Annotated in this window: 23 protein-coding genes; 15 read left to right on the top strand and 8 right to left on the bottom strand. The window is 54.3% G+C overall.

From position 1 onward, the window contains the following. Positions 1-5 precede the first annotated feature (5 nt). Entirely contained in the window at positions 6-959 is a 954-nt protein-coding gene (gene arsS / locus METMI_RS0120920) for an arsenosugar biosynthesis radical SAM (seleno)protein ArsS (RefSeq protein ID WP_019868252.1), read from the top strand. Here the strand turns inward: arsS and METMI_RS0120915 are convergent. The 5 genes from METMI_RS0120915 to METMI_RS0120890 form a co-directional block, all read right to left on the bottom strand. After that, a complete protein-coding gene (locus METMI_RS0120915; RefSeq protein WP_198007952.1) occupies positions 956-2,230 on the bottom strand; it encodes a glycosyltransferase 87 family protein in 1,275 nt (424 codons plus the stop codon). The two genes, arsS and METMI_RS0120915, sit on opposite strands and share 4 nt — an antisense overlap. A 214-nt stretch (positions 2,231-2,444) precedes the next feature. Then, positions 2,445-4,688 (bottom strand): NAD(P)-binding domain-containing protein, encoded by a 2,244-nt coding sequence (locus METMI_RS0120905; protein ID WP_019868250.1) that lies wholly within the window; start codon positions 4,686-4,688, stop codon positions 2,445-2,447. Between the two features lie 443 nt (positions 4,689-5,131). Further along, on the bottom strand, positions 5,132-5,896 hold the full coding sequence (locus tag METMI_RS0120900; protein ID WP_019868249.1) for a glycosyltransferase family 2 protein: 765 nt from the start codon (positions 5,894-5,896) through the stop codon (positions 5,132-5,134). Positions 5,897-5,907: 11 nt separating this feature from the next. After that, the gene (locus tag METMI_RS0120895; protein WP_019868248.1) at positions 5,908-6,756 is read right to left on the bottom strand and encodes a transporter; all 849 of its coding nucleotides are present in this window, start codon (positions 6,754-6,756) and stop codon (positions 5,908-5,910) included. Between the two features lie 14 nt (positions 6,757-6,770). Beyond that, positions 6,771-7,082: a hypothetical protein gene (locus tag METMI_RS0120890; RefSeq protein ID WP_019868247.1), complete on the bottom strand. Its 312-nt coding sequence runs from the start codon at positions 7,080-7,082 to the stop codon at positions 6,771-6,773. A gap of 166 nt (positions 7,083-7,248) precedes the next feature. Here METMI_RS0120890 and METMI_RS0120885 point away from each other — a divergent pair, with 166 nt between their 5' ends. Genes METMI_RS0120885 through METMI_RS0120860 form a run of 6 tightly spaced genes read left to right on the top strand, consistent with a single transcriptional unit; the run spans position 7,249 to position 14,424 of the window. Then, a complete protein-coding gene (locus tag METMI_RS0120885) occupies positions 7,249-8,016 on the top strand; it encodes a response regulator (protein WP_019868246.1) in 768 nt (255 codons plus the stop codon). Between the two features lie 60 nt (positions 8,017-8,076). Beyond that, positions 8,077-8,445, top strand: coding sequence for a response regulator (locus tag METMI_RS0120880; protein WP_019868245.1), 369 nt, complete (start codon positions 8,077-8,079; stop codon positions 8,443-8,445). Between the two features lies 1 nt (position 8,446). After that, the gene (locus tag METMI_RS25835) at positions 8,447-8,944 is read left to right on the top strand and encodes a chemotaxis protein CheW (protein ID WP_019868244.1); all 498 of its coding nucleotides are present in this window, start codon (positions 8,447-8,449) and stop codon (positions 8,942-8,944) included. Positions 8,945-8,967: 23 nt separating this feature from the next. Continuing rightward, on the top strand, positions 8,968-10,764 hold the full coding sequence (locus METMI_RS24880; RefSeq protein WP_019868243.1) for a methyl-accepting chemotaxis protein: 1,797 nt from the start codon (positions 8,968-8,970) through the stop codon (positions 10,762-10,764). 3 nt (positions 10,765-10,767) lie between these two features. Then, complete coding sequence (locus METMI_RS0120865) at positions 10,768-13,596, top strand: hybrid sensor histidine kinase/response regulator (protein ID WP_019868242.1); 2,829 nt, start codon at positions 10,768-10,770, stop codon at positions 13,594-13,596. Between the two features lie 60 nt (positions 13,597-13,656). Then, on the top strand, positions 13,657-14,424 hold the full coding sequence (locus METMI_RS0120860; protein WP_019868241.1) for a GNAT family N-acetyltransferase: 768 nt from the start codon (positions 13,657-13,659) through the stop codon (positions 14,422-14,424). A 192-nt stretch (positions 14,425-14,616) separates the two neighbouring features. Here the strand turns inward: METMI_RS0120860 and METMI_RS0120855 are convergent, their stop codons facing one another. Further along, positions 14,617-15,285 (bottom strand): peroxiredoxin-like family protein, encoded by a 669-nt coding sequence (locus METMI_RS0120855; RefSeq protein WP_019868240.1) that lies wholly within the window; start codon positions 15,283-15,285, stop codon positions 14,617-14,619. Between the two features lie 102 nt (positions 15,286-15,387). On the opposite strand from METMI_RS0120855, the gene METMI_RS0120850 reads away from it, so the two are divergent. From METMI_RS0120850 to METMI_RS24875, 3 genes are all read left to right on the top strand, one after another. Next, positions 15,388-16,284, top strand: coding sequence for a LysR family transcriptional regulator (locus METMI_RS0120850; RefSeq protein ID WP_019868239.1), 897 nt, complete (start codon positions 15,388-15,390; stop codon positions 16,282-16,284). Between the two features lie 17 nt (positions 16,285-16,301). Continuing rightward, complete coding sequence (locus METMI_RS0120845) at positions 16,302-16,775, top strand: GFA family protein (RefSeq protein ID WP_029151856.1); 474 nt, start codon at positions 16,302-16,304, stop codon at positions 16,773-16,775. 67 nt (positions 16,776-16,842) lie between these two features. Beyond that, positions 16,843-17,178: a DMT family transporter gene (locus METMI_RS24875; RefSeq protein WP_019868237.1), complete on the top strand. Its 336-nt coding sequence runs from the start codon at positions 16,843-16,845 to the stop codon at positions 17,176-17,178. On the opposite strand, the gene METMI_RS0120835 is transcribed toward METMI_RS24875, so the two are convergent. Further along, a complete protein-coding gene (locus tag METMI_RS0120835) occupies positions 17,160-18,056 on the bottom strand; it encodes a LysR family transcriptional regulator (protein WP_019868236.1) in 897 nt (298 codons plus the stop codon). The two genes, METMI_RS24875 and METMI_RS0120835, sit on opposite strands and share 19 nt — an antisense overlap. A 91-nt stretch (positions 18,057-18,147) precedes the next feature. Here METMI_RS0120835 and METMI_RS0120830 point away from each other — a divergent pair, with 91 nt between their 5' ends. From METMI_RS0120830 to METMI_RS0120810, 5 genes are all read left to right on the top strand, one after another. Then, positions 18,148-18,426 (top strand): DUF1330 domain-containing protein, encoded by a 279-nt coding sequence (locus tag METMI_RS0120830; RefSeq protein ID WP_019868235.1) that lies wholly within the window; start codon positions 18,148-18,150, stop codon positions 18,424-18,426. 13 nt (positions 18,427-18,439) lie between these two features. Then, positions 18,440-18,991, top strand: a complete 552-nt coding sequence (locus tag METMI_RS0120825; RefSeq protein ID WP_019868234.1) for a carboxymuconolactone decarboxylase family protein — start codon at positions 18,440-18,442, stop codon at positions 18,989-18,991. A 94-nt stretch (positions 18,992-19,085) separates the two neighbouring features. Next, the gene (locus tag METMI_RS25830) at positions 19,086-19,475 is read left to right on the top strand and encodes a YybH family protein (protein ID WP_019868233.1); all 390 of its coding nucleotides are present in this window, start codon (positions 19,086-19,088) and stop codon (positions 19,473-19,475) included. Positions 19,476-19,563: 88 nt separating this feature from the next. Next, a complete protein-coding gene (locus METMI_RS0120815; protein WP_019868232.1) occupies positions 19,564-20,190 on the top strand; it encodes an FMN-binding negative transcriptional regulator in 627 nt (208 codons plus the stop codon). Positions 20,191-20,281: 91 nt separating this feature from the next. After that, the gene (locus METMI_RS0120810; protein ID WP_019868231.1) at positions 20,282-21,130 is read left to right on the top strand and encodes an RNA polymerase sigma factor; all 849 of its coding nucleotides are present in this window, start codon (positions 20,282-20,284) and stop codon (positions 21,128-21,130) included. Between the two features lie 262 nt (positions 21,131-21,392). On the opposite strand, the gene METMI_RS26550 is transcribed toward METMI_RS0120810, so the two are convergent. After that, positions 21,393-22,853, bottom strand: coding sequence for a GNAT family N-acetyltransferase (locus METMI_RS26550; protein WP_019868230.1), 1,461 nt, complete (start codon positions 22,851-22,853; stop codon positions 21,393-21,395). Positions 22,854-22,858 lie beyond the last annotated feature (5 nt).

The following is a 22,858-nucleotide window of genomic DNA, read 5'->3' as shown; positions in this document are numbered from 1 at the left end:
CGACCATGCGCGACAGTAAAGCCTTGTTGCTTAATAGCGATTTCCCTGCCCTTAAACGTGGCAAAACTGACATCTTGCAATTGAATTTGGGTTATTTGTGCAACTTGAGTTGCCAACATTGCCACGTCAACGCCGGCCCCAAGCGCACGGAATTGATGGCGCGGGCTACCATGCAAACGGCCTTGCAGCTTGCCGCCCAAGTCGGCGCGACCACCTTGGATTTGACTGGCGGCGCACCGGAGCTGAACCCGGATTTCCGCTGGTTGGTCACGGCGGCGCGGCAACAAGGCCTGCATATCATCAACCGATGTAACTTGACGGTGTTACTGCTAGCAGGCCAACACGACACGGTGGCCTTTTTGGCTGCGCAACAGGTGGAAATCACCGCGTCCTTGCCTTGTTACCTGGAAGCCAATGTCGATGCCCAACGCGGCAAAGGCGTGTTCCAAGATTCCTTGATTGCGTTGCGCCAGCTTAACGCCTTGGGTTACGGGCAAGAAGGCACGGGCTTGGTGCTGAATCTGGCCTACAACCCGCAAGGCGCAGTATTGCCGCCGCCGCAAGCCGCGTTGGAACAAGCCTACAAACAGTATCTACAGAGTGAATTCGGCATCCGCTTCAACCGCTTGTTCACCCTCACCAACATGCCCATCCAACGCTTCGGCGCGGTGTTACAAGCGGGCGGAGAATTTGACCGCTATCTGGCCTTGCTCAAACACGCGCACCAGCCTGCCAATTTGGCTCAAGTCATGTGCCGGAGTCTATTGAGCGTGGATTGGCAAGGTTTTGTTTACGATTGCGATTTCAACCAATTGCTGGATTTGCCGCTGGGCGGGCGGCGCACCCATGTAGCGGATTTGCTGGGTCGGGCGGCCATCACCGACGACATCCGCGTCGCCGACCATTGTTACGGCTGCACGGCGGGGCAAGGTTCCAGTTGCCAAGGCGGGTTGGCCTAAGTGATGTGTGGTTTGACAAACCGCTTGCCGTAAAACCCCAGCCAAACTAGCACCAACCCTCCAAATTCCACAGGTCTGGCCCATGCCGGGTGTTGATACGGAGTCAGGCTGGGGTCGTCCAAATTCAAGCCCGTGGCATACGCCAATAGCAGCATAGCCGATGCCGCCCAGGCCACCGGATTGCGGTGTATACAAGCGAACGGCAACAACCAGAGTAGATACCACGGGTTAAGCACTGGCGAGACCAGCAACAAACCGCCCAGCAACAGGTCGGCGCGGGGCAGGGCGTGGGTTTCATGCCGCCAGTACCGCCAGCCATACGCCAAAGCCGCCGCCAGTAGCAATCCGCCCAACACCAGTTTGGACGGCAAGGGTGGCAATAGCAAACGCATCAGGCCATATAAGGCCGAGTTGAATTCAAAACCGTCCGCAAACGCTTTAAGCCCTGCCGCATCGGTCGCCCCTTGCCACCAGAACGGCGCGTACAAGGCGACAAAACCCAGAGCAAACGCCAGCCAAGCCCGCCATCGCCAGTTCACCAACCAAAACGGCACCACCACCCACGCCGCCGCCTTGGCTGCCGCCGCCAACGCCAACAGCACGCCCGCTTGGATCAAGTATTTTCGTTGACCTGCCACCCATGCCGCCATCAGCAACGCAGGCAGCAAACCATCCGGGTGGGCGGTGAAGGCAATCTCCTTGATGACTAATGGATTCCAGGCATACAGCAACACCTGGCGGGGCGGGGCAAGTTTCAGCAAATGCTGGATCAGCCACACATCAACTAAACTTAACAACGCTTGCAACGCCCACACCTGCCCGCTGGCAAGCCAATGCGCCGCCAAAAACAGGTATTGGAAAGTCGGCGCATAAATGGTCGGGATGTCGGGGTGGTTGATTTGCCCTAAAATGGCTTGCCACGATGTGGGGATGTCGGGGTCGGTAAAAAACGCTTCCGGGGCGACACCGTAGGGTGAGCCGGATACGGCAAAACGGTAGCCGTCCCATAAATAACGGAAATAGTCGTCTTCAAACAAGGGCAAACCCAAACAACCGATGACGCGGAACAAAACCGCCATCAGCAGCACCTGTTTCGCCGTGGGCGGCTTGCCATGCGCAGTGGACGCATACGCCCAGCCATAGCTGATAAAAGCACCGGCCATTATCAATAAGAATATCGGCAATTGGTTGTTATAGGGGCTGTGTGAGAAAACCATGAGGCCTAGATAGCATAAGCTCAGGCCGAGGGTGGCGAGTTTTATTGGCATCATAATAAACGTTACGCGCATTCCCAATGCTATCGCTTGGGAATGCGGGATGGGAAGCTCCAGCTACCTGTCATTCTCGAAGCTGTTGCTTTTGCTTGGTAACGACGTAAGGTCGGTCTTTTTCGTGCCTTTCGTGCCTTTCGTGCCTTTCGTGCCTTTCGTGCTGTTCGTGGACACCATGCTTTTTCTAGGATGAACGCCATCGGCAGACATGCGCTCACGAGTCTTCACGCATCTGCACAGGCGAGGCGGGCAGTTTGTCCAGCATGACCGTGCCGTCGGAACGCAAGCGCCCGAACGTCAATGTCCCGGTTGGGCAGCCGCTGACGCAGGCCGAACAGCGTACGCATTGCGGGTCTTCCATCGGCTTGCCTTTGTTGGCGAAGGCCATTACGTCTATGCCTTGATGGCAAACCGTGGTGCAGATGTTGCAGGAGATGCACTTGTTCTTGTCGGCAAAAATACGGAACTGGCTGAAGCGGGCGTAAATGTGCATCAAGGCCGCCAGCGGGCAGAAAAAACGGCACCAGGTGCGCCCGCTGAAATGGAAATACAGCCCTAAGCCTAAAATACCCGCCAAGAAATAATCGACCACCTCGGCATAATTGAGCGGGATACCGAACAGCTCGAATTGGTAAGCCGCCTGCAAAAATACCGCCGCTAAACTCTCGCCAACCGTTGTACCCGTACCAACCCAAGCGGCAATCCGCACGGTCAACAGCAGCAAGGCCACCGCCAAAATCGCTTGGCCCGCCAGGTTCAGCTTATTCCAAACCGGGCCGTGCGGCATTTTTGTGCGCTGCGCGTCGCCCAAAGTTTCCGCCAACGCGCCGCAGGAACAAATCCAACCGCAGTACACGCCTTTGCCGTAGCGGTAGACCAGCCACGGCAACAGCACAAAAGTTTGCAAAAAACCAATCGCCAGCCAAGTGTAATTCGGTTGCTCGGTGAACACATTGGCGATGAACAAGGGCCAGGCCAAGATGAAGCCGACGCTACGCCAATATTCGCGGTTGCCGGTTTGGTCGCTGTACGGGAACAATTGGTCTGCCAGCCAAGCGGCCGCGCCGCTGTCGAACGCCCCGAATTCACCGGCTATCGGCAGCACCACAAACGGCAATAAAAACAGCGGAATAGCCTGCACCGCAAACAGCGTTAAAGTTTGCCGCCGCACATAAGGCGTGGGGGTGCGGGCGATGCGGCGCAGACCAAATAGCCCAATCGCCAGCGTATAGGCCAACTCGTAATAAAACCCCGTCGTTGCCAACGTCGGTTGCAGGGCGCGTAGCCACGGAACGTCATCGGGCCAAGCGGAAAAATCTAGGTTGGCGGGGGTCAGGCCGTGCGCGAACAGCCAATCGAAAACGCTGCCGCTGCCGGATTTGCCGCTGTATAAAAACGCCACCAGCATTAACACTAAAGCCAAGCTGGCGAATTTGCCCGCCGACCACTGTCCGCGCACCGGAATGCCCAGCCGTTTGAGGAAGTCGATAGGGGCTTTGCGGCCTATCATCACGAATACGGCGTCGTTAGCCAAGGCGATCATCTTGCCGGATTGCTGTAGCTGCACTTGCTCTTCGGTGATGCTGACGACTTGGCTGGAAAATAGTATGTTCTCGCCCAATAAAGCTTGCGCTTTGGCGATATTGTCCGGTTTCGGGCGGCTAAACTCGCTGCCACGGTAGCTCAGCGCCACCACCGCCCCCGCTTCAAACAAGCTGATGGCGGTTTCCAGGGCGGAATCGCCGCCGCCTACCACCAGCACTTTGCGGCCTTGGTAATCGTTAGGGTCAAACAAACGGTTATGGACTTTGGCCAACCCTTCGCCCGGCACGTTTAGCGTTGAGTGTTCGCCATTGCGTCCGGTGCAGACCAGCACCCGTTTGGCGTAAGCGTTGCCTTGCTGGTCGTTGAATTGCAAAACCAAGCGTTTATCGTCACGCACGATGCTGTCGACCCGCCGTAACTGGAATTGGATATTGGCGGTGACAGCTTGTTGCTGTAACTCCGCCAGCAAGGCTTCCTTGCGGGTGGCGGTCAGTTTGATGTCGCCGGCGGGCTGGAAGGCTTTCGGATAGGTATAAATCGGTTTGCCGTTGGTGAAATTGGCGATGGTGGCAAACGGTTCCGAAGCTTCGTAAATGACGAACTTCAAGCCTGCCTTGTGCGCCGCCAAGGCCGCCGACAAACCCGCAACCCCGCCGCCGATGATCGCTAAATCATAGGTGTCGGGATGTTTTTTGCATGGCTCCATAAACGCCTGTTCGTCAATAAAGGCCTGCACCGCCTTGGCGCCGGAATCGACGGCGAATTTCAATAAAGGAATGCCCAGCAAATCGCCGGCAATACGAATGCCGCTGACGGCGGTCAAACCAGCAGGGCCGGTTTCCGGCAAGGGTTCCGGTATGCCCGCCGGCCAACGCAGATGCAGCCAGTGGGCGTAATATGTTAGTAGGTTCATGGGCAGTGCGGTGAGTGGGTAGATAGGTGGTAAAGGGATGGGGTAAGAGACAAGTTCAGCAATTCTCATTATGACACCCACAAGGCTGGGATGACGTAAGGGAATCCCAACATATAAGTAGTCGTGCATAAATTCTTTAACATTTTTGTCGGAGTCCAAAACCTGTTTTGGACTCCTGCATCAAAGCATTGCAACAACCGCTATTGTTAAAAAACGCTTGAATGATTACTTAGCTAATCCCATATCAGTTGATAACGACTGCGCGTTATTGAAGGACGCGTAGTCGTTGTTTTAGGGTTTTCACAGTGCTGGAACGGGGTTGTACCCCGTTCCTTAACGTTTTTAGTGACGCTTAGTTGGCTCAAAACGTTAAGGATGGGGTTTCAAACCCCATCCTGCGCTAGCATTCATCCATCCCTCTAAATTTGGCGGATGTCCGGCCATCATGGCAAACGATGAGACGGTAGTGACGGGTCGTCACACCACAAACAGCCCCGCCATTGCCGCCACCGCAAACGCATGACCATACCCAACATACTGATAGCCGCACCGAACACGCCGCGCACCGTGCCGCTGATTTTAGACTTGCCCAGCCGCACCAGACAATCCACTGGCGTTTCGACAACCGTGAAACCCAATTGTAAGGCTTTGACCTGCATTTCCACCGTCCAACCATAAGTGGTGTCCTGCATCCCTAAGGCTTGTAAGGCGGGATCACGGATGGCGCGGAACGGCCCCAAATCGCTGACTTTTGCCGACCAAAGTAGGCCAATGATCGTTGCCACCGCTGCCGTGCCGACTTGTTGCGCCCAAGTCATCGCCCCGGCCTGAATATAACCTAAGGTGCGCGAGCCAATGACCAAATCGGCGCCATTGGCAATATGCGCCAGCAAATAACCGACTTGCTGGGCATTGACCGAACCATCGCCATCGACAAACACCACCACATCGGTGGCGGTGATCTGGTCTATAGCCGCCAAACACGCCGCACCGTAACCACGCCGTGGCTCAAACACCACGCTGGCTCCGGCGGCTTGCGCCAAGGCGGCGGTAGTATCGGTGCTGCCGTTGTCAGCGACAATGACGGCATCCACCAAGGGCCTACCGGAGAAATCTTGCAAAGCAAACAAGTTACCGACGACTTGGCCTATTGCCAATTCCTCGTTCAAGGCCGGGATGATGGCGGTGATATGTAAATTCTGGTACATAGCTCATCCGCCTAAAAACTGAAACCCAGATTGATGCCCGCCAAATCATGGTAGGACGTATTGCGCCCGTCCACGACCTTGGCATAGACCACGGTGACTGAAGTGGCCGGGGTCAGTTGGTAGCTTAGGTTGCCGCCCACGATTTGATAATCCTCTTTCACGCCGGGAAACCGCGCAAAGGTGAAACCGGGTGCGCCAATGTCGATGCCGCTTAAGGATTCCTGCACTTGGTAGTTGACACCGATACTGGTTTTGGCATTGATGGAATAATTACCCTTCAGGCTGGCAAAAAAATTGTCCGGCACTTGGCCTTCCAACGTGCGGTAACTGATCTGGCTGGACAAGGAAATGCCGTTCTCGAAGAACCGTCCAATCAAGGCCGAAAATTCGCCGCCCGATGCGCCGTCGCCAATGGCATTTAACGCCCCGACTTGATAATCGCCACGGATAATCCCGCCCGCCCGTAACGTGACCGTCAGCGGCGCGTCGATCAATTCATCCAAAACCCGCCAGCGCGCGCCTAAATTAGTATCGGTCAAACCATCCAAGCTAGCGCCATAGGGTGACGGGCCGTCCGCAGGTGTGCCAATAAATTCGGTGGACGAATAACCCAAACTGGCATCTAAGGCAAGACTGTCACTTAAGCCATATTCGCCATAGAAATTTACGGTGTGCTGGGACAAATCGGCAGGCAGTTTGACCAGCTGGTTGCCCATAAAAAAACGGTCGGTAGTTTGGTAAACATAAGACACTGAGCCATTGATGGCACCGGGTTCTGGCAACCAGGGGTTGCTGTTGGCCTGTGCGGCCTGGGTCGCTGTCAATAGTGCCAGCACCGTGAAAATACTTTGTCTGCTCATGATCTTTTCCCCCGTTAATCCAGTTTATAGCGGCGTTTCAGATACACGACAGCCGCGTCGCGCTCGGTTTCTGACAGTTTCTGCGCCAACTCACTGGCTTTTGCCAGTTGTGCGACTAATTCGGTGGCTTTGGCCTCGTCTAACTCTTGACTGGCCAGCGGGCAACTGGAACACGCCAATTTGCGATAAAACGCCGACTTGCCCAAATTGTAGGCTTGGTTGGCTTGGTCGCCGCCGCTGATACTGTAAGAGCCGGAAGCAAGCACCGAACTAGCGGCGGCAAGGCCAAGCGCCAGTACGGTTAATTGAATAGCGGATGTTTTCATAGCTTTTCCCAAATTAAAAAAGACGCTGATCGGCAAGATCGGAAGCCATTATCGGCGGCAACTATCACGAAATTATCACGTAAAAATCAAATAAATGTGATTAGCCAAGCCGTCCTTTTGTCCTGATAATCCGTCCCAACACCACGCATTGGCGAAGGAGACAACGATGAAAATCAGCACCTTGGGCTTTCCTGCCCATGAACAGGCCAAATTGGCCAAACTGTTACCACTGGGCAAAAACCGGGTTTATCACCTGCAAACACTTGAAGACGGCGCCTTGCCAGCCGTGGTGCTGGTGTTTGGCGAACAACACTTGGCGCATCCGGCATTAACACAGGCGACGGACGGTTCCGGATGCGCCATCGCCGTGGTTTCAGCCAAGCCGCCGAGTGGCGGGCAATTGCACATCCCTTATCCCTTGGTGGCTTCCCGCGTGTTGCGGATATTGGACGGTATCGGCGAAAGCTTGCCGCCGCCAAGCGCAGCCGCGTCTGTGCCATATCCGCTTGCTTGCACCGATACCCGCCAGCCCCGTTACCGGGTGCTGGTCGTGGATGACAGTCCGGCCATGCAGCAAGCCTTGGCATTGGAACTGGGCAAACTGGAAGAGGCCATGAGCATTGATTTTGCCGACAGCGGCGAAGCGGCTTTGCAGCAAACCCTGGCGCAGCCTTACGACTTGATTTTTCTGGACATCATGATGCCGGGGCTGGACGGCTTTGAGACCTGTAGCCGATTGCGCCAGCGTCCGGCCTTGAAAAAACTGCCCATCATCATGTTGTCGTCAAAAACCTCACCGATGGACGAGGTGAGAGGTGTCATCGCCGGGTGCACCACCTATTTGACCAAGCCGATTAACTCGGCGCAATTCCAAAAAACCATGCAGCGCATCACCAAGTGGTTGGCGCAGCACGTCGACGAGGTGGCGGCCTAGTGGGCTAGCCAAATTTGTACGCCACTCCAGCCCCATTTATCACCCCATAGCGAAGCAGACATGAGCAAAAAAATCCTCGTCATTGAAGACACCGCCCCTGACCAGCATCGGTTGCTGGGCATCTTGCAAACAGCCGGTCGCCAGCTCCAAGTGATAACCGCCAACAACGGCGTGGAAGGTATAGCGAAAGCCCGCTTGCACCAGCCGGATTTGATTTTCCTGGACGTGCTGATGCCGGAAATGGACGGCTACTGCGCCTGCCGGCAACTGACCACGGTAGCAGAGACCCGGCATATCCCCGTCGTCATCGTTTCGCAAAAAAACCAGCAGGCCGATCAGGTGTGGGCGAAGCTGCAAGGGGCGTGCACGCTGGTTGGCAAGCCTTACAGCGATGCCCAGATTTTGGCGGAACTGGCGAGGTTGGATTGATATGGCGGCGACTTCTGAAATGTTATCTGCTACCGACAATCAGGCCCTTGGTTTACGCCACGGCATCGCAATCGGCGGCTGGCGGTTGTTGTTGCCCGCAGGCCAAGCCGCCGAACTAATCAGCCAGCCGGACATCACCCCTTTGGCCTATCTGCCAGTCTGGTGTCTGGGTCTCATCAATTGGCACGGCAATGTCTTGCCGGTGTTTGATTGGGCGGCCTTGTTGGGGGCGACTCCGACTGTCCGGCCTTACCGTGTACTGGTGTTGGGTACGGCCCCGCACTTTTGGGCGTTATGTTTAAAAAATGACCCGCAACGGCTAACGGCTTTGCAACCCCTGCCCTTGATGGAAGTGAATGCACCACCGCTATTGCAACCTTATCTGCTCGGCGGCTACGGCGACGGACAGCACACTTGGCTGGACATCGCCTATGACAGCCTGTTATGGCACTTAAAAACCTTGGCAAGCCTAGACGGGCTATCACCGGCAACCCTTTAACCCCAATCCGTGGAGCTTATCCCATGTCTTTATTCTCTTGGTTCGGCGACATCCGCTTGCCGATAAAATTCCTGCTGGTGGCAAGTTTTCTGGGTTTTGGCCTTTTGGCCTTGGGGCTGAATTACCAACAAACCTTAAGCCTGAACGGGCAAGCCTTGGCGCGTAACAACCAGCTTAACACCTTATCCAATTTGGTCGATGCGGTCACCATCAACGCTTTGGAAGCACGGAATGCCGAAAAGGATTTCCAACTGGGCAAAGACCCCAAACAAGTGGATGTGTTTGAACACAGCATGGATAAGGTCGAGGAGGCCTTAAGCCTGATTAGCGGACAGCTCCGCACCGATGCCGACCGTGGCGTGGTCGATGGTATTCAACAGCAGCTTGACCGTTACCAGGATGATTTCCACCGTAGCGCCACGGCTAAAGCCAATGACCCGCAACAAGCGCAATGGCGGGTCGGCATGGAAAACGCGATAGCCGCCTTGTCGCCGTTGATGGAACGCTTTTACCGCATCAAGCAAGACTACCAGACCCAAGACGCTGCCGTCCATAAACAGGAACAACGGCTTAGGCTAGAATGGTTCGCCATTGCCGCAGGTTTGATGCTACTGACCTTGGTGACGGCAGGCCTCATCGTCCGCTATGGCGTGTTAAGGCCTGTCGCCGACCTCCACCGAACCATCAGCCACCTTGCCGATGGCGACATGACCGCCCGTAGCCATATCCACAGCCGTGATGAATTGGGACGCTTGGCGACCACGCTGGACCGCCTGCTTGACGAGCGCATCCAAGTCCTGACGGATAAAGAGCGGGAGAATGCCGAGCTGAACCGCTCCATTGTTGCCTTGCTGGAAAATCTGTTCCGGCTGGGCGAGCGTGACTTGACCGTGCGGGTACCCGTCGCCGCCGATGTCACGGGTGTGGTGTCCGATTCGGTCAATCGGCTGGCCGAATCCTTCGCCGCCGTGTTGCAAGAAGTGCGGCGCGTCGCCGATGATGTTGCCGACACCTCGTTGTCGGTAAAAACCCAAGCCACTGACGTGATGGATTCCGCCGATCTGGAGCAACAGGAAATCGCCCAGACCTTGATTGGTTTGAACCAAGCGGTGACGGCCATGCAAAGCATTTTTGGCTTGGCGCAAAATGCAGGTGACATCTCCCAGCAAACTATCCACAGCACCGAAACGGCGGAACAATCGGTCAACCAAACCCTTGCCAGCATCAATAAAATCCGCTCCACCATCCAGGGTGCCGAAAAGAAAATCAAACGCTTGGGCGAACGCTCGCAAGAAATTGGCGGCATCGTCAAATTGCTGGACAATTTCTCCGAACGTACCCACATCTTGTCGCTGAACGCCAGTATGCAGGCAGCGGCGGCAGGCATAGCGGGCAAAGGGTTGATGGTGGTGGTGGACGAAGTGCAACGCTTGGCGGAAAACTCCCGCGAGGCCGCCGCCGACATTGAGGGCCTGGTCAACAACATCCAATTGGAAACCGCCGACACCATGCAGGCCATCAACACCGTTATCGGCGATGTCGTGGCCGGCACGCAACTGGCCCAACAAGCGGGCGACACCATGCAAGCCACGCGCAACAACACCGAATCGCTGGTCAGCGCTGTGGCGCACATCGCCCGCCATGCCAGCGAACAAACCGAAGTGGCGGAGCAATTGCGTTTTCGCGCCGTCAGCATTGAAGCCAGTGCGGCTTCCACCAACGCCAAAATGCAGCACCAGACCCAGTTATCGGAAACCTTGGTGTCCGCCGCCGCGCTGCTGCAAACGGCGATAGCCCAGTTTAAGCTCGCCGAGGCTTAAAGTATGGATACGCTTAGCAAAACCCTTGCCGCGTCGAAGCCTGCGGATGCTGAAACTGAAGATAGGCAAACTGCCGCCGTCGATCCGGCCTTGTTGGCCATGCTAGCCGGACAACTGCAAAGCCAATACCAACACTGGCAAGACAATCCCGACCTAGCCGCCCTCCGTGTCCTAAGCGCCGCCTTGCCGCCCGTCGCCAACGCGGCGGCGGTGCTGGAATGGACAGGGTTGGTGCAATTTCTGCAATTGTTGGGCGACAACTTGATGATCTTCATTGACGACCCGGAAGCCTTAAGCGACGACGGCGGCCAGTTGATAGGGCAAGCATTGCTGCTGCTAGCAGGCTATTGCCGCAGTCCCGATGACAGCGCTTGCCAAGACGCTTTGCTGACGGTTTTCGCCAGTCCCGAATGGCCGTATTGTTTGGATGACGACAGCACGGCGGAACTTGCCAGACAACTGCAACAGGTTTGCCCAGCCGTAGCGCAGACAGCCGAGCGGCAAACGGCTTGCGTGGCAGATGTCGCGCTGAATCTGGCGGCAGATGTCGATCTGCACTTGCTGGCGATGGTGTTTGACGAGTTGCCACCCTTGACCGAACAATTGGCGGCGACGCTGGACAGCTACCAACGCCGCCGCGACCACAGCCAACTCCGCACCGCCCAACGCCAGGCCCATACCCTCAAAGGCTTGGCGGCGATGGTGGGCTGTCTAGGCATCGTCAACCTGACCCATCATTTGGAAGACCTGCTCGAAGTCTTGGACAAAGAGGGCTTAACGCCCGATGCCGAACTGCTCGCCTGCCTAATGGCGAGCGCCGACAGTTTGGCGGGCTGGGCGGAAGCATTGGTGCAACAACAACCGGCCCCCGCCAACAGTGTCGCCGTCTTGCAACGGGTGTTGGATAACGTCTACCGCTTTCAAAGTGGCGGTTTGGACAAAGGTAACGATACGTTGCAAACAATGCCGTCTTTGCCGGAGAACATCGAAGCTGAGCCGTTGCCTGACGCACCACCCAGTCGGCAAGAGGCCAACGCTGACAGCGCATTTGTCCGCGTCCCGATGGCTTTGCTGGACGAATTGCTCCGTCTGGTCGGGGAAAACCACAATGTCTTGGCGCAATTGCAGGCCCAAAACGGGCAACTGAAAGCCGTGTTGCAAGGCCATCGCCGCCATTACCAGCATCAGCAACGGCTGTTGGCGGAACTGGAGCGCGGCTTGGGCAACCCGGAATGGACAGCGGGCGATACGGGCGGTTTCGATAGTTTGGAAATGCAGCAATTTGGCGTGTGGCAAAGCCTGTTACCGCAAGTGTACGAAGCCATCGCCGACAGTTTTGAGACCGACAAAGCCGCCTTGGCGTTGGCGCGGCAAAGCCAAGACACTTTGGCGAATTTCGCCCAATTGCATCAGGCCAGCTTACAAACCACGCTGGACACACGCCTGATAGCCGCAGACAGCGTGTCCGCCCGTTTGCGGCGCACCGTCCGCCAAGCTTTGCGGGTCAGTGGCAAACAGGCCGAACTGCACATCGCCGGGGCGGACACCTTGCTGGATAGCCAACTGCTGGCGCAACTGGCCGACCCGCTGATGCACTTGATCCGCAACGCCATTGACCATGGTTTGGAAACGCCGGAACAACGCCTGGCCGCCGGCAAGCCGGAACTGGGGCAAATCACCATTAGCTTTAGCCGCGGACACGACCATCTCACCGTCATTTGCCAAGATGACGGGCAGGGCATAGACCGCGCCGCCGTGCGCCGTAGCGCGATAGGCAAGGGTTTGCTGGACGGAGCCACCGACCTTAGCGACAGCGAAACCGACCGCCTGATCCTGCTACCCGGTTTTTCCACGCGCGCCCCCGCCACGGAATTGTCCGGGCGCGGCATTGGCATGGACGTGGTCAACCAAGACATCAGCCGTTTGCAAGGGGCGTTGGACATTCGCTCCAGCCCAGGGTTGGGTTGCCTGTTTACGATGACTTTGCCGTCCAGTGCCTTGTTATTAAACGTGTTACTGGTCGAGTGCGGCGGGCAAACCGTCGCCCTAACCGCTTACGGCATCCGGCAAGTGCTGATGTCGGCGGGTACAGCCGATGCCAATCGCTATCAGCACAATGGGGCAAACTACCTGTTATATCGGCTGGAAAACTTATGGGACAGCCCCGTGTTGCCCGCCACCAAAAGGGCCCGTGCCGGCGTGGTGTTGGTGCAAGTGGCGGTCGAAGATTGGGTCGCCGTCCATTTGACGGCAATTATCGGCCACCGCGAAGTCGTGCTGAAAAGCCCCAGCCCTTATTTGCCTGCGGTATCGGGTTTGGTCGGGGCGGCCACACTCAGTAACAGCCGCATCGCCCCCGTGCTGGATTTGCCCGCGTTGATCCGCCGCCAACGTCTGCACGGCAAACTCAACCACCATGCGCTAACCGCCGCCGCGCCGAAACTGCCGTTAATCTTGGTGGTGGACGATTCCTTAAGCGCGCGCAAAACCACTGCCGACACACTGCGCGACAGCGGATTTCAGGTCATCACCGCCGTTGATGGCGTGGACGCGCTTAAACAACTACGACACGCCCGCCCGGATTTGCTGGTCACGGATTTGGAAATGCCGCGCATGAACGGCCTGGAGCTGACCGCCTTGCTGAAAAACCAAGCGGAAACTAAAGCCCTGCCGATTTTGATGATAAGCTCCCGCTCCAGCGACAAACACCGCCAACAAGCCAGCCATGCAGGGGTTGACGGCTATTTGTCCAAACCGTGGGTGGAGGCGGAACTGTTGCGGCAGGTGGAAGCCTTGCTGGTTAAAAGCCATGAAAAACAAGTCGGGGCATGAACCTTGTGACAGTCGTTAATTAGTAAGCTCCGGCATCGCGAAACATAGAGGTCATTTTGCATGAGGATTTTAAACGTTCCGGCGACCGATCAATTACTGGGTCAGTTTCGGACTAAATATCTGGAATATATCTATGAACCGCAGGATTTGCACTCTGAGTTTCTGAATAGGGACGCGGCCAGTTATATTCTGTGGCAAGGGAACGAAGCCGTTGGCCATTTCTTAATAGCTGGCACCACGCTTCTCGAATTCTATGCGATAGACGAGCGCCTTGCCGAACCCGCTTTCGATCATGTCTTGCATGCACGCTTTATAACACGGGCCATTTGTAAAACGTTCGATCCTATGATTTTGTCCTTGTCCCTAGGTCGTGCGGTGCAGGCTAAACCCATTTCGCTACACTTCACGACTATCGCCGACACGAGTTTTCGACAAAATCAATCAATCACTGTCCGTCCGGCCAGGGTGTCTGATCTGGTTTGTATAAGGGCGATCAACGATGGTTTTTTCGACTCCGACGAGGAAGTCAGCAGCTACATCGAAAAGAGTCATCTGCTTTTATATGAGGAAAATAACAATCTCTTAGGCTGCGGACTTGTTCAGCCTGTGATTGAAGGCCGATCTTTCTATGATCTCGGCATGCTTGTGAATCCTTTCCGGCGCAGGCAGGGGGTTGGCGAATATATTGTCCGTCACCTTAAGGCGCGTTGTCTATCGAGAGGCCTTCGTCCGATTTGTTGTTGCGGGATAGAGAACTTGGCTTCGCGCGCCTGCCTTGAAGCTGCTGGCTTCCGTAGCAGACATCGGACAATTGAATTTAGTTTTTAGATGCGGCGAGCATTCGATAAGCCGTAGTTCGTAGAGATAATGACATACTGAACAGAGTGAGGCGCATCGTTCGCGGTTGATGCGCCTCCTATCGCCTACACTACTTTGGCCTATTTGGGATTAAGTCAAATGCTCTGGGTAGGCAAAACCACTTGCCTACCCGTCATAACTCACTGGCTTAATTCACGGCAACTAAACTCCTAGCGCAACCAAAATAGCTTGTGGTTCCACTCTTTTCCGATAATCGCCGCCAACGGAGCCGGCAAACAACACACGACCATCTTGGGCGATGACAAAAGTTGCAGGCACGGGGATTTCGCCGGATTCATCGCCATAAAATCCGTGAAAATCGTAACCCAAGTCAGTCATGGCCTGAATCGGCGCATGACCATATTTGAAAACTGTAGTGTATTGGCTGGCGACTTGGTTGCCGATATCGCTTAACACTTCAAACTGTAACTGATTGGTTTCCGCCATACTTAAGGATTTGTCCGGAGTCATCGGCGACACGGCAACCAAAGTTGCCCCGGCTTTTTTGATCTGCGGCAAGATTTGCTGGTAGTTAGCCAATTGCAAATTACAGTAAGGACACCAGACTCCCCGGTAAAAAGTCAAAACGACCGGCCCGTGCTTGAGTAAATCCGCTAGGCTAATGGTTTCCCCTTTAGCGTTAGGCAAAGCAAATAACGGGGCTTGGTCGCCTTTTTGCAATTTGAGGGGCGACGGATAGCTTACCGCCAGTTGTTGGGCATCGGCATTGAACACCGCCAATTTGTCCGCAGGCAACATCGTGCCGAGTTGTTCGATCAGGCCCTTGACGTTTTCTTGGTAGGAAGGAATGTTTGTTTCTGTTGCGGTCATGAGTAATCTCCTGTGATTGATTAGACGCAACAGCATAATATCCGCATAATATAACGCATTAAACAGAGCTATATACAAAACATAATTGCGTAAAACGCACAAATGGACATCAGCACCCTCAAATTATTTATCGCCGTCATGCGCGAGCGCAGTTTCACCGACGTCGCCAATGCCTATCGCCTTGCGCCCTCGTCGGTGTCACGCACTATCGCGGCTTTGGAAAAAGAACTGGGCATCCGGTTGTTTCAACGTAGCACCCGCAAACTGGAACCGACCGAGGCGGGTATGATTTATTTCACACGCATTTCGCCATTTATTGACGAACTCGTAGCAGCCCAACAGTTCGCCGCCGATGTCAGTAAAGAGCCGCGCGGTACCTTGCGGGTGACCACGGCAACTTCGTATGGGCAGGTAGCCATCGTGCCGCTGTTGCCAAAATTTGCCAAACGCTACCCCCTGGTCTCTATTGAGCTAGTTCTAACCGATAATTACCTGGATTTGATTGAAGACCGGATTGATGTGGCTATCCGCCTGGGCAAGCTGGAAAATTCATCCCATATTGCCAAACGGCTAGCCAAAATGGATTTTTATATTTGCGCCAGCCCTGAATATCTCGATGAATATGGTAAACCGGAGCGACCGGAACAAATCAAAGATCACAAATGTTTACTGTTTCCAAGAGCCGGGCATAGTTTGAATTGGTTGCTTAAAGACCGGCAACAAAATATTACGGAAATTGCCATCGGCGGCAAATGTTTGATCACTAATGCGCTGGCCATAAAACAATGCTTGCTGAATGGCATGGGCCTATCATTGTTGCCAGATTGGTTGGTCGGGCAAGATATTAACGAAGGCCGCTTGATCCATTTGTTTACAGACTATGTGGCTACAGCAACTGATTTTGAAAGTTCGGTCTGGTTGTTATATCCTTCGAGGGATTATCTGCCATTAAAAACGCGGGTTTTTATTGATTTTTTACAGACCGAAATGGGTTCATAAACTATGGCTACGCAATCATGAGCAATGCAAGCTACTCCGGCGGCTGCCAGTGTGGCGCAGTACGCTTTCAGGTCAATGGTTCACTTGGCGACGCATCGGTCTGCCATTGCCGCATGTGCCAGAAAGCATTCGGCGGATTTTATGCGCCGCTCGTTTCGGTGCGCGGCGCAAAGCTGACGTGGACGAGGGGTACGCCGAAGCAATTCAAGTCGTCGAATTTTGTCACGCGCGGCTTTTGTGGCGACTGCGGCACGCCGCTCACCTACGATGCCCCGGATGGAATAGCGCTTGCAATCGGTGCTTTTGACGAACCACAAAAAATTGTGCCCGTTGTGCAATTTGGTGTCGAGGGGAAGCTGCCTTATGCCGACCTCATTCCAACCCTCGCCAACCGGGTTACGACGGACGATCTCGCAGCGGCACCGTTTCTGAACGATATCAAATCGTATCAGCACCCCGATCACGACACGGATACTTGGCCGCCGATATGACAAATCTGTAGCCTATTCAGCGCAGGGATATTCGCTACGTGGGCGCGGTGCAGGTGATCCGCTGGCTATGACAACAGGTAATTTTTGCCGTGCCATTGGCTTTGCAGTCCTTTTTAGCTTGGCTGGGTGGGCGGACATCTCATTCGATAACCAGGGCATCGCCTTGGCGGTGCTTTCCGGTGCATTGGCATTCGGTGTCGGTTATGCCTTGTGGTATCAAGCTTTACGGGGATTGTCCGCTACCCATGCCGCCACTGTGCAACTAAGCGTGCCTGTGCTGGTGGCAATAGGCGGCATCATTTTTCTTGACGAACCGATCAGCGTAAATTTTTTGGTGGTGGGAACGGTAATACTGGGTGGTATCGCCATGGTCATCATCCCGGCTCACAACAAGGCAAAATAACGGCAAATTAGCTGGTTAAACCGGCTGATATGGATCGGTTTCTCGCCGCCATAAGCATGTACGGTGAAAATCGGCCATTGCAAGCCAGTGACACCCGCCAACACATGCACCAATTCACCTGTCTTGAGCAGAGGCTTGGCGACAACATCGGGCAACAGGACAATCCCCAGATGGCGCAGCGCCAAGGCCACGGCACTGGGTAAGCTGCTGACGCGGGCGCAGGGGGGTAGATTCAAGTAAGTGGTTTCTGGCTTAGCAATGTCGCAGACTGCCACTTTCGGCACTTGCCAAGACGTGGCAATCCAACGGTGTTGACGCAAATCGTCCAGCGTTTGTGGCACAGCGTTGCGGTTAAGGTAAAGCGGTGTGGCACAAAACACTTCGGTCATGGTGCCAACGGGCAAGGCGCGGTAGCTGCTATCGGGCAATGCGCCAACGTGCAAGGCCATATCCAACTGGTTGGCAATCAAATCCAACGTGGTGTCGCTGACGATCAGTTCTGGTTCTAATTTTGGATATTCGCTACAAAGTTGTTCCAGTGCAGGGATGACCACGTCCATTTCCAGGCTGTGCGGGAAGGTCACGGCAAAACGGCCTTGTGGGTCACCACTGGCGTTGGCAATTTCGGTGAACAGTTGGTCGACCTGGTCTTGCAGCAATTGGCAACGCAACAGCAACTTTTCCCCAAATGCCGTCAACGATACACCGCGTGTGCTTCGGTTTAGTACCCGCATCCCCATTTCCGATTCCAATTGCCGGATGTGCTGGCTGGCTGCCGATTTGGTGATGCCCAGCCCCTGCGCCGCTTGGGTGAACGAGCCTTTTTGGGCGACAGCGGCAAACACCATGAGCTTATTAAGATGCCGGATATTGTTCATAAAAACTTAACAGTAATTGAAAATATAAGCGATTGTGCTAAAAAAATGCCAGCTCTACAATGATTTTCCTTTTGTTATTTTAGAGAAAACTATGTCTGCTTATATTCTTGTCAGTTTCACGCCAACCAATCCCGATAAACTCCAGCACTATGCCGCTGCCGTACCCGCCACTTTATCACCCTACAGTGGCGAGATGCTCGCCAAAGGCCCTGCGGAAAATTTGCATGGCGACAGCGGATTTGCGCTACAAGCCCTGATTGCCTTTCCAAGTAAAACGGAGGCCAGCGCTTGGTATGTTTCGGAGGCTTACCAAGCGTTGCTGCCGTTGCGTGATGCCGCAATGGTTTGCCAATTCACTTTATTAGCTTGAGCGGGGGAACGCTATGAAGACATTTTCCCTGCATACATTGGACACAGCCCCCGAAGCGAGCAAACCTTTATTATCAAAAGCCAAGCAAGACTTTGGTTTCATTCCCAACTTGCTTGCCGGGATGGCGGAATCGCCAGCCTTGTTGGAAGGCTACCGGAGTTTGGCGGCAAGTTTTGATAAAACCCGATTAAGCGAAGCTGAGCGGCAAATTATTTTACTGACGACCAGCCGCGTTAACGGTTGCCGTTACTGTATGGCGGCGCACACCGTCATAGCCAAATCTGGGGGTGTGCCTGATGACGTGGTTACTGCCTTGCGCAACCAAACCCCGCTTGCCGACCCGAAACTGGAAGCCTTACGCCAATTTGCCGAAGTGGTGGTCGAACGCCGGGGTTGGCTTGAGGAGACGGATTTACAAAATTTTTATATGGCAGGTTATACACAGGAAAACGTGTTGGATGTGATTCTCGGCGTGGGCTTAAAAATGCTCTCGAACTACACCAACCACATCGCGCAAACGCCGCTGGATACAGTTTTTGCAAAAGCCGTTTGGCCAGCGGGTTAAAAAACTGGATTCATCGGTCACACCCCAGTGATGTAAACCGTCTAATTGAGTTCAAGGCTGCGATTCCCAAAGCCCTAAACTTGAGAGAACAACGATGAGCAATTGTGAACAGATCATTACCGCCGTCAACACGATGGCTTTAGCAATGGCAGAAGGCCGTTTGGATGACGTGCTGTCCGCTTACGAACCCCATGCCACGTTGGTGGCGCAACCCGATATGCCTGTTTCAGGTGTTGGGTTGCGTGAAGCGTTCCAAGGATACATTGCCATGCAACCGAAGTTTGCCATGCCCCAACATGAAGTCATCGAAGCAGGCGACATCGCGCTGCATATTGCCCCGTGGACGATGACCGCAATAGACCCGGTGAGCGGTAATCCGATAGAACAAAGCGGCTTGTCTTTAGCCGTTTTCCGCCGTCAGCCGGATGGCCAGTGGCTGATGGTTATCGACAATCCGTATGGTTCGGTGTTGCTGGATGGCTAAACGGCAATACTGCTGAAATTCAGCCATTTTAAATGTAGGGCATAAACTGACGTTTTTGCCCTACAACCCTTACAACTCAGGAACCAACATGTACATTCCCGAACAGTTCAAAGAAACAAATTCAGAACGTATCTCCTCGCTCATCAATGGCAATTCATTTGGAATGCTGATCACAGTGCCTGATGGCGTGCCGTATGTCAGTCACTTGCCCTTCATTTTTGACCACACCGCAGGCCTCAAAGGCAAGCTACTCTGTCACATGGCGCGGGCAAATCCGCAATGGCAGCACTTTTCATCAGACGGTGAGGTGCTGGCTGTGTTCCAAGGGCCACATGCTTATGTTTCCCCTTCGTGGTATTCGTCACTTGGCGTTCCAACATGGAATTACGCTGTGGTTCACTTGCACGGCAAACCACGCCTCATCGACAGTGAGTCCGAGCTTGAAGCCCTGGTTGAACGGCTTACCCATGTTTATGAATCCCAGATGCCAAATCCGTGGCTACCAAACCTTGCAGGTGAACGGCGAACAAAACTTCTCAATATGATTGTAGGCTTTGAAATTGACATCACAAACATTCAGGCAAAATTCAAACTCAGTCAAAACCGCCCGCCTGAAGACCGACAAAGTGTCGTTGAGAAGCTGGACCAATCAAGCAATCAAACTGAGGTCGCAGTTGCAACTCTCATGTCCAAGGTGCTCGATGCCGAGTTCTAAGATTGCACTCAAGCGGCTGTCGCTACCGCGCCCGCCCCTTAGCTTTACGATAATAGCCCCAATTAATCCAATTTTTGACTAAGGAAAACCTTTGCCTAAACCTGCCGGGCCCCAACATCCTGAACTGTTGGAACATACCGTACGCCGGGCCCAACAAGGTGAGCGCAGCGCGTTGGAAACCGTTGTCCGCGCCATCCAGCCCGATGTCCATAAGCTTGCCCTGCGATTTTTGTGCTGCCCGCACGATGCCGAAGATGCCAGCCAAGAAATCCTGATCCGTGTCATCACGGGCTTAAGCACTTTCCGTGGTGACAGCAGCTTCCGTACTTGGGTGTACCGAGTCGCCAGCAACGCCTTGCTGAGTTTGCGCCCGCAACGCTTGGAACAACAAGGCTGGGATTTTGTTGGTTTCGCCGCCGATTTGGCACTGGGTTTGGCAGACGGGGATGACCACCTCTACGATAGCGTGCTGTTAGAAGAGGTGAAAATCGGCTGTACCTTGGCGATGTTGCAATGCTTGGACAGGGGGCATCGGCTGGCTTACATCGTGGGCGAAATTATGGAGCTGGATCACAGCCAAGCGGCGGCAGTGCTGGATATTGCCCCCGCCGCGTTCCGCAAGCGCCTGTCACGGGCGCGGGCCGACATTATCACATTCATGCAAGGTTACTGCGGATTGGTCAATCCCGACAATACCTGCCGTTGCCATAAACGGGTCAGTACGGCCATCACCTTGGGTAGGGTCGATGCCGCACACTTGATGTTTGCCAGCTCGCCACAACAAGCCCGGCAATTCCCACAGGTGTTGGCGCACATCCGGCAATTGGAGATGGCAAGAAGGGCTGCGGCGTTGTACCAATCGCATCCAGAACCCAGGCAAGCCAACGATATTGACCAGTGGCTCAGGCAGTTGCTGGAGGAGGGAATTCAGGCGTATTAGACTCCGCATTACCATACCCATTGGCGTAGAGAACCTGTTTTCCCACGCTAGCTTTATCGCCAGACTAACATAATAGTTTGTTGTTCTTATCAATGGCATGGCGGGTTTTGACGGCAAAAATAACGATTATTTGAAATTTCCGGGATGCATCCGTGACAGTTAAACGGTCAACTGTAAGTGGATGCCACTGGTTTCTTTACCAACTTTATTTTGAAGTGGGCAATCGGCATTGCACCCGTGCGATTTTTTCCGTTTCTGATCTTTATGGGCCAAAAACGGCTTTTTGCAACGCCGCCAATACTGTCTGCAAATCCAGCACAGTTTGTGGATTGGCAAGAACCTCAGCTTCGGTCAGTTGCTTCCCGTATAAAGGAATGGTCAACGACGCGTCGTCTATGATGTTTGCCGACATCATGCCCACAATCTCCCGCAAGGCGGCGTAAGCATGAACCGCCCGTCCTGAAACATTCAGCAAAGCCACTGGCTTGTTGACAAACGACTCATTGCCGACCATCCAATCCAACGCATTTTTTATCACTCCGGTAACGCCGTGGGCATATTCCGGGCTGGCGATGATAAGCACATCGGCTGCGATGATGTGGTTTTTTAAGTCCGCAACTGGCTCTGGCAAAGGTTCTTCTAAATCAGGGTTGAACAGCGGCAAATGGCCTAAACATGGGTAGACAAGCACGTCAATTGCCTCAGGGGCGATGTTTGCGAGCGTCCGCAACACGAGGGTATTCAAAGACGCAGCCCGTAAGCTACCTGATAGGGCGAGGATGCGCAGTTTTTTGGCAGATGTCGGCATGGGATAAAATGTCTTCAGATTAAGTTGGGTTGAACCGCTAAGCACGCGCAATTGAATAGAACGCTCGGTCGCATAGCCTAAGCCGTGATAGGCTTCACCGAGCCAGTAACTTAAATCCCCGATCTGGGCATCGGCTTCGGAGCGGGAGACTTTCACCCAGCCCACCACAACCCCATCGGCCAGCCGTTGCAGCAAAAAATGCCAAGCCTGGCCCGCTGCTATATCGGCATGTGCATCAGCCATCTTTTCCGCCACGGCTTGTCCGCTCATAGGCTCAGGCCAAGCGGCTAACCATTGGCTGACAGCGGGCGTAAGCAGGTTGGAGACAGTCGTGGCATCATCAAGATTAGGTATGCGAAGGCGCAAGCGTTCAGTCGTGATGGTGGGGAGCAACTGATTCGTGTGCTTTACCAAAATAGCTACGGTCAAGTTTTGTCGGCGAGGTGTACCTACGCCAGCCGCAAGCGGATAATCCATTTGTTTTCCGGTCTTTTGATAACCGCGCCGCAGATAAAACGCAATCAACTCCGTCCTTGCCGTCAATACCGCCATCACAAACGTAGCCGGTGCCCATTCGCTAATGGCATAGTTTTCTGCGTAAGCCAAAAGCTGTTTGCCGACACCTGCATCCTGCCAGCTAGGTTCAACCGCCAGCATTCCGATATGGCAATCGCCATCGGCTTTTTTAAGATGCACACAAGCAAGCAGGGCATCTTGGCGATAGGCCAGCAAAATCCGCGAATCGCTTGCTAAGATTAACTCCAGCACCTGGGCGGCGGCAATTCTAGGCCCTGACACTAAAAGGTTTTCATGCGTCCACCCCGCTGCCGTTTCAGGACGGTAAGCTCGGTTAACCAAAATGACGATATTGTTTATATCAACAGATGTGGCAATTTTGAAACTATCTATGGGCATGGAGG

The sequence above is a fragment of the Methylovulum miyakonense HT12 genome, from assembly GCF_000384075.1.
Classification (GTDB): Bacteria; Pseudomonadota; Gammaproteobacteria; order Methylococcales; family Methylomonadaceae; genus Methylovulum; species Methylovulum miyakonense.
This window is presented reverse-complemented; position numbering and strand designations above follow the sequence as displayed.

Excerpts from the sequence above, each read along its gene's own strand:
- METMI_RS0120850 (WP_019868239.1), top strand. The coding sequence starts at position 15,388 with ATGGACATCAGCACCCTCAAATTATTTATCGCCGTCATGCGCGAGCGC.
- METMI_RS0120830 (WP_019868235.1), top strand. The coding sequence starts at position 18,148 with ATGTCTGCTTATATTCTTGTCAGTTTCACGCCAACCAATCCCGATAAA.
- METMI_RS0120895 (WP_019868248.1), bottom strand. The coding sequence starts at position 6,756 with ATGAGCAGACAAAGTATTTTCACGGTGCTGGCACTATTGACAGCGACC.
- METMI_RS0120845 (WP_029151856.1), top strand. The coding sequence starts at position 16,302 with ATGAGCAATGCAAGCTACTCCGGCGGCTGCCAGTGTGGCGCAGTACGC.
- METMI_RS0120815 (WP_019868232.1), top strand. The coding sequence starts at position 19,564 with ATGTACATTCCCGAACAGTTCAAAGAAACAAATTCAGAACGTATCTCC.
- METMI_RS0120880 (WP_019868245.1), top strand. The coding sequence starts at position 8,077 with ATGAGCAAAAAAATCCTCGTCATTGAAGACACCGCCCCTGACCAGCAT.
- arsS (WP_019868252.1), top strand. The coding sequence starts at position 6 with ATGCGCGACAGTAAAGCCTTGTTGCTTAATAGCGATTTCCCTGCCCTT.
- METMI_RS0120860 (WP_019868241.1), top strand. The coding sequence starts at position 13,657 with ATGAGGATTTTAAACGTTCCGGCGACCGATCAATTACTGGGTCAGTTT.
- METMI_RS0120885 (WP_019868246.1), top strand. The coding sequence starts at position 7,249 with ATGAAAATCAGCACCTTGGGCTTTCCTGCCCATGAACAGGCCAAATTG.
- METMI_RS0120900 (WP_019868249.1), bottom strand. The coding sequence starts at position 5,896 with ATGTACCAGAATTTACATATCACCGCCATCATCCCGGCCTTGAACGAG.
- METMI_RS26550 (WP_019868230.1), bottom strand. The coding sequence starts at position 22,853 with ATGCCCATAGATAGTTTCAAAATTGCCACATCTGTTGATATAAACAAT.
- METMI_RS0120855 (WP_019868240.1), bottom strand. The coding sequence starts at position 15,285 with ATGACCGCAACAGAAACAAACATTCCTTCCTACCAAGAAAACGTCAAG.
- METMI_RS0120865 (WP_019868242.1), top strand. The coding sequence starts at position 10,768 with ATGGATACGCTTAGCAAAACCCTTGCCGCGTCGAAGCCTGCGGATGCT.
- METMI_RS0120825 (WP_019868234.1), top strand. The coding sequence starts at position 18,440 with ATGAAGACATTTTCCCTGCATACATTGGACACAGCCCCCGAAGCGAGC.
- METMI_RS24875 (WP_019868237.1), top strand. The coding sequence starts at position 16,843 with ATGACAACAGGTAATTTTTGCCGTGCCATTGGCTTTGCAGTCCTTTTT.
- METMI_RS25830 (WP_019868233.1), top strand. The coding sequence starts at position 19,086 with ATGAGCAATTGTGAACAGATCATTACCGCCGTCAACACGATGGCTTTA.
- METMI_RS24880 (WP_019868243.1), top strand. The coding sequence starts at position 8,968 with ATGTCTTTATTCTCTTGGTTCGGCGACATCCGCTTGCCGATAAAATTC.
- METMI_RS0120890 (WP_019868247.1), bottom strand. The coding sequence starts at position 7,082 with ATGAAAACATCCGCTATTCAATTAACCGTACTGGCGCTTGGCCTTGCC.
- METMI_RS25835 (WP_019868244.1), top strand. The coding sequence starts at position 8,447 with ATGGCGGCGACTTCTGAAATGTTATCTGCTACCGACAATCAGGCCCTT.
- METMI_RS0120915 (WP_198007952.1), bottom strand. The coding sequence starts at position 2,230 with ATGATGCCAATAAAACTCGCCACCCTCGGCCTGAGCTTATGCTATCTA.
- METMI_RS0120905 (WP_019868250.1), bottom strand. The coding sequence starts at position 4,688 with ATGAACCTACTAACATATTACGCCCACTGGCTGCATCTGCGTTGGCCG.
- METMI_RS0120835 (WP_019868236.1), bottom strand. The coding sequence starts at position 18,056 with ATGAACAATATCCGGCATCTTAATAAGCTCATGGTGTTTGCCGCTGTC.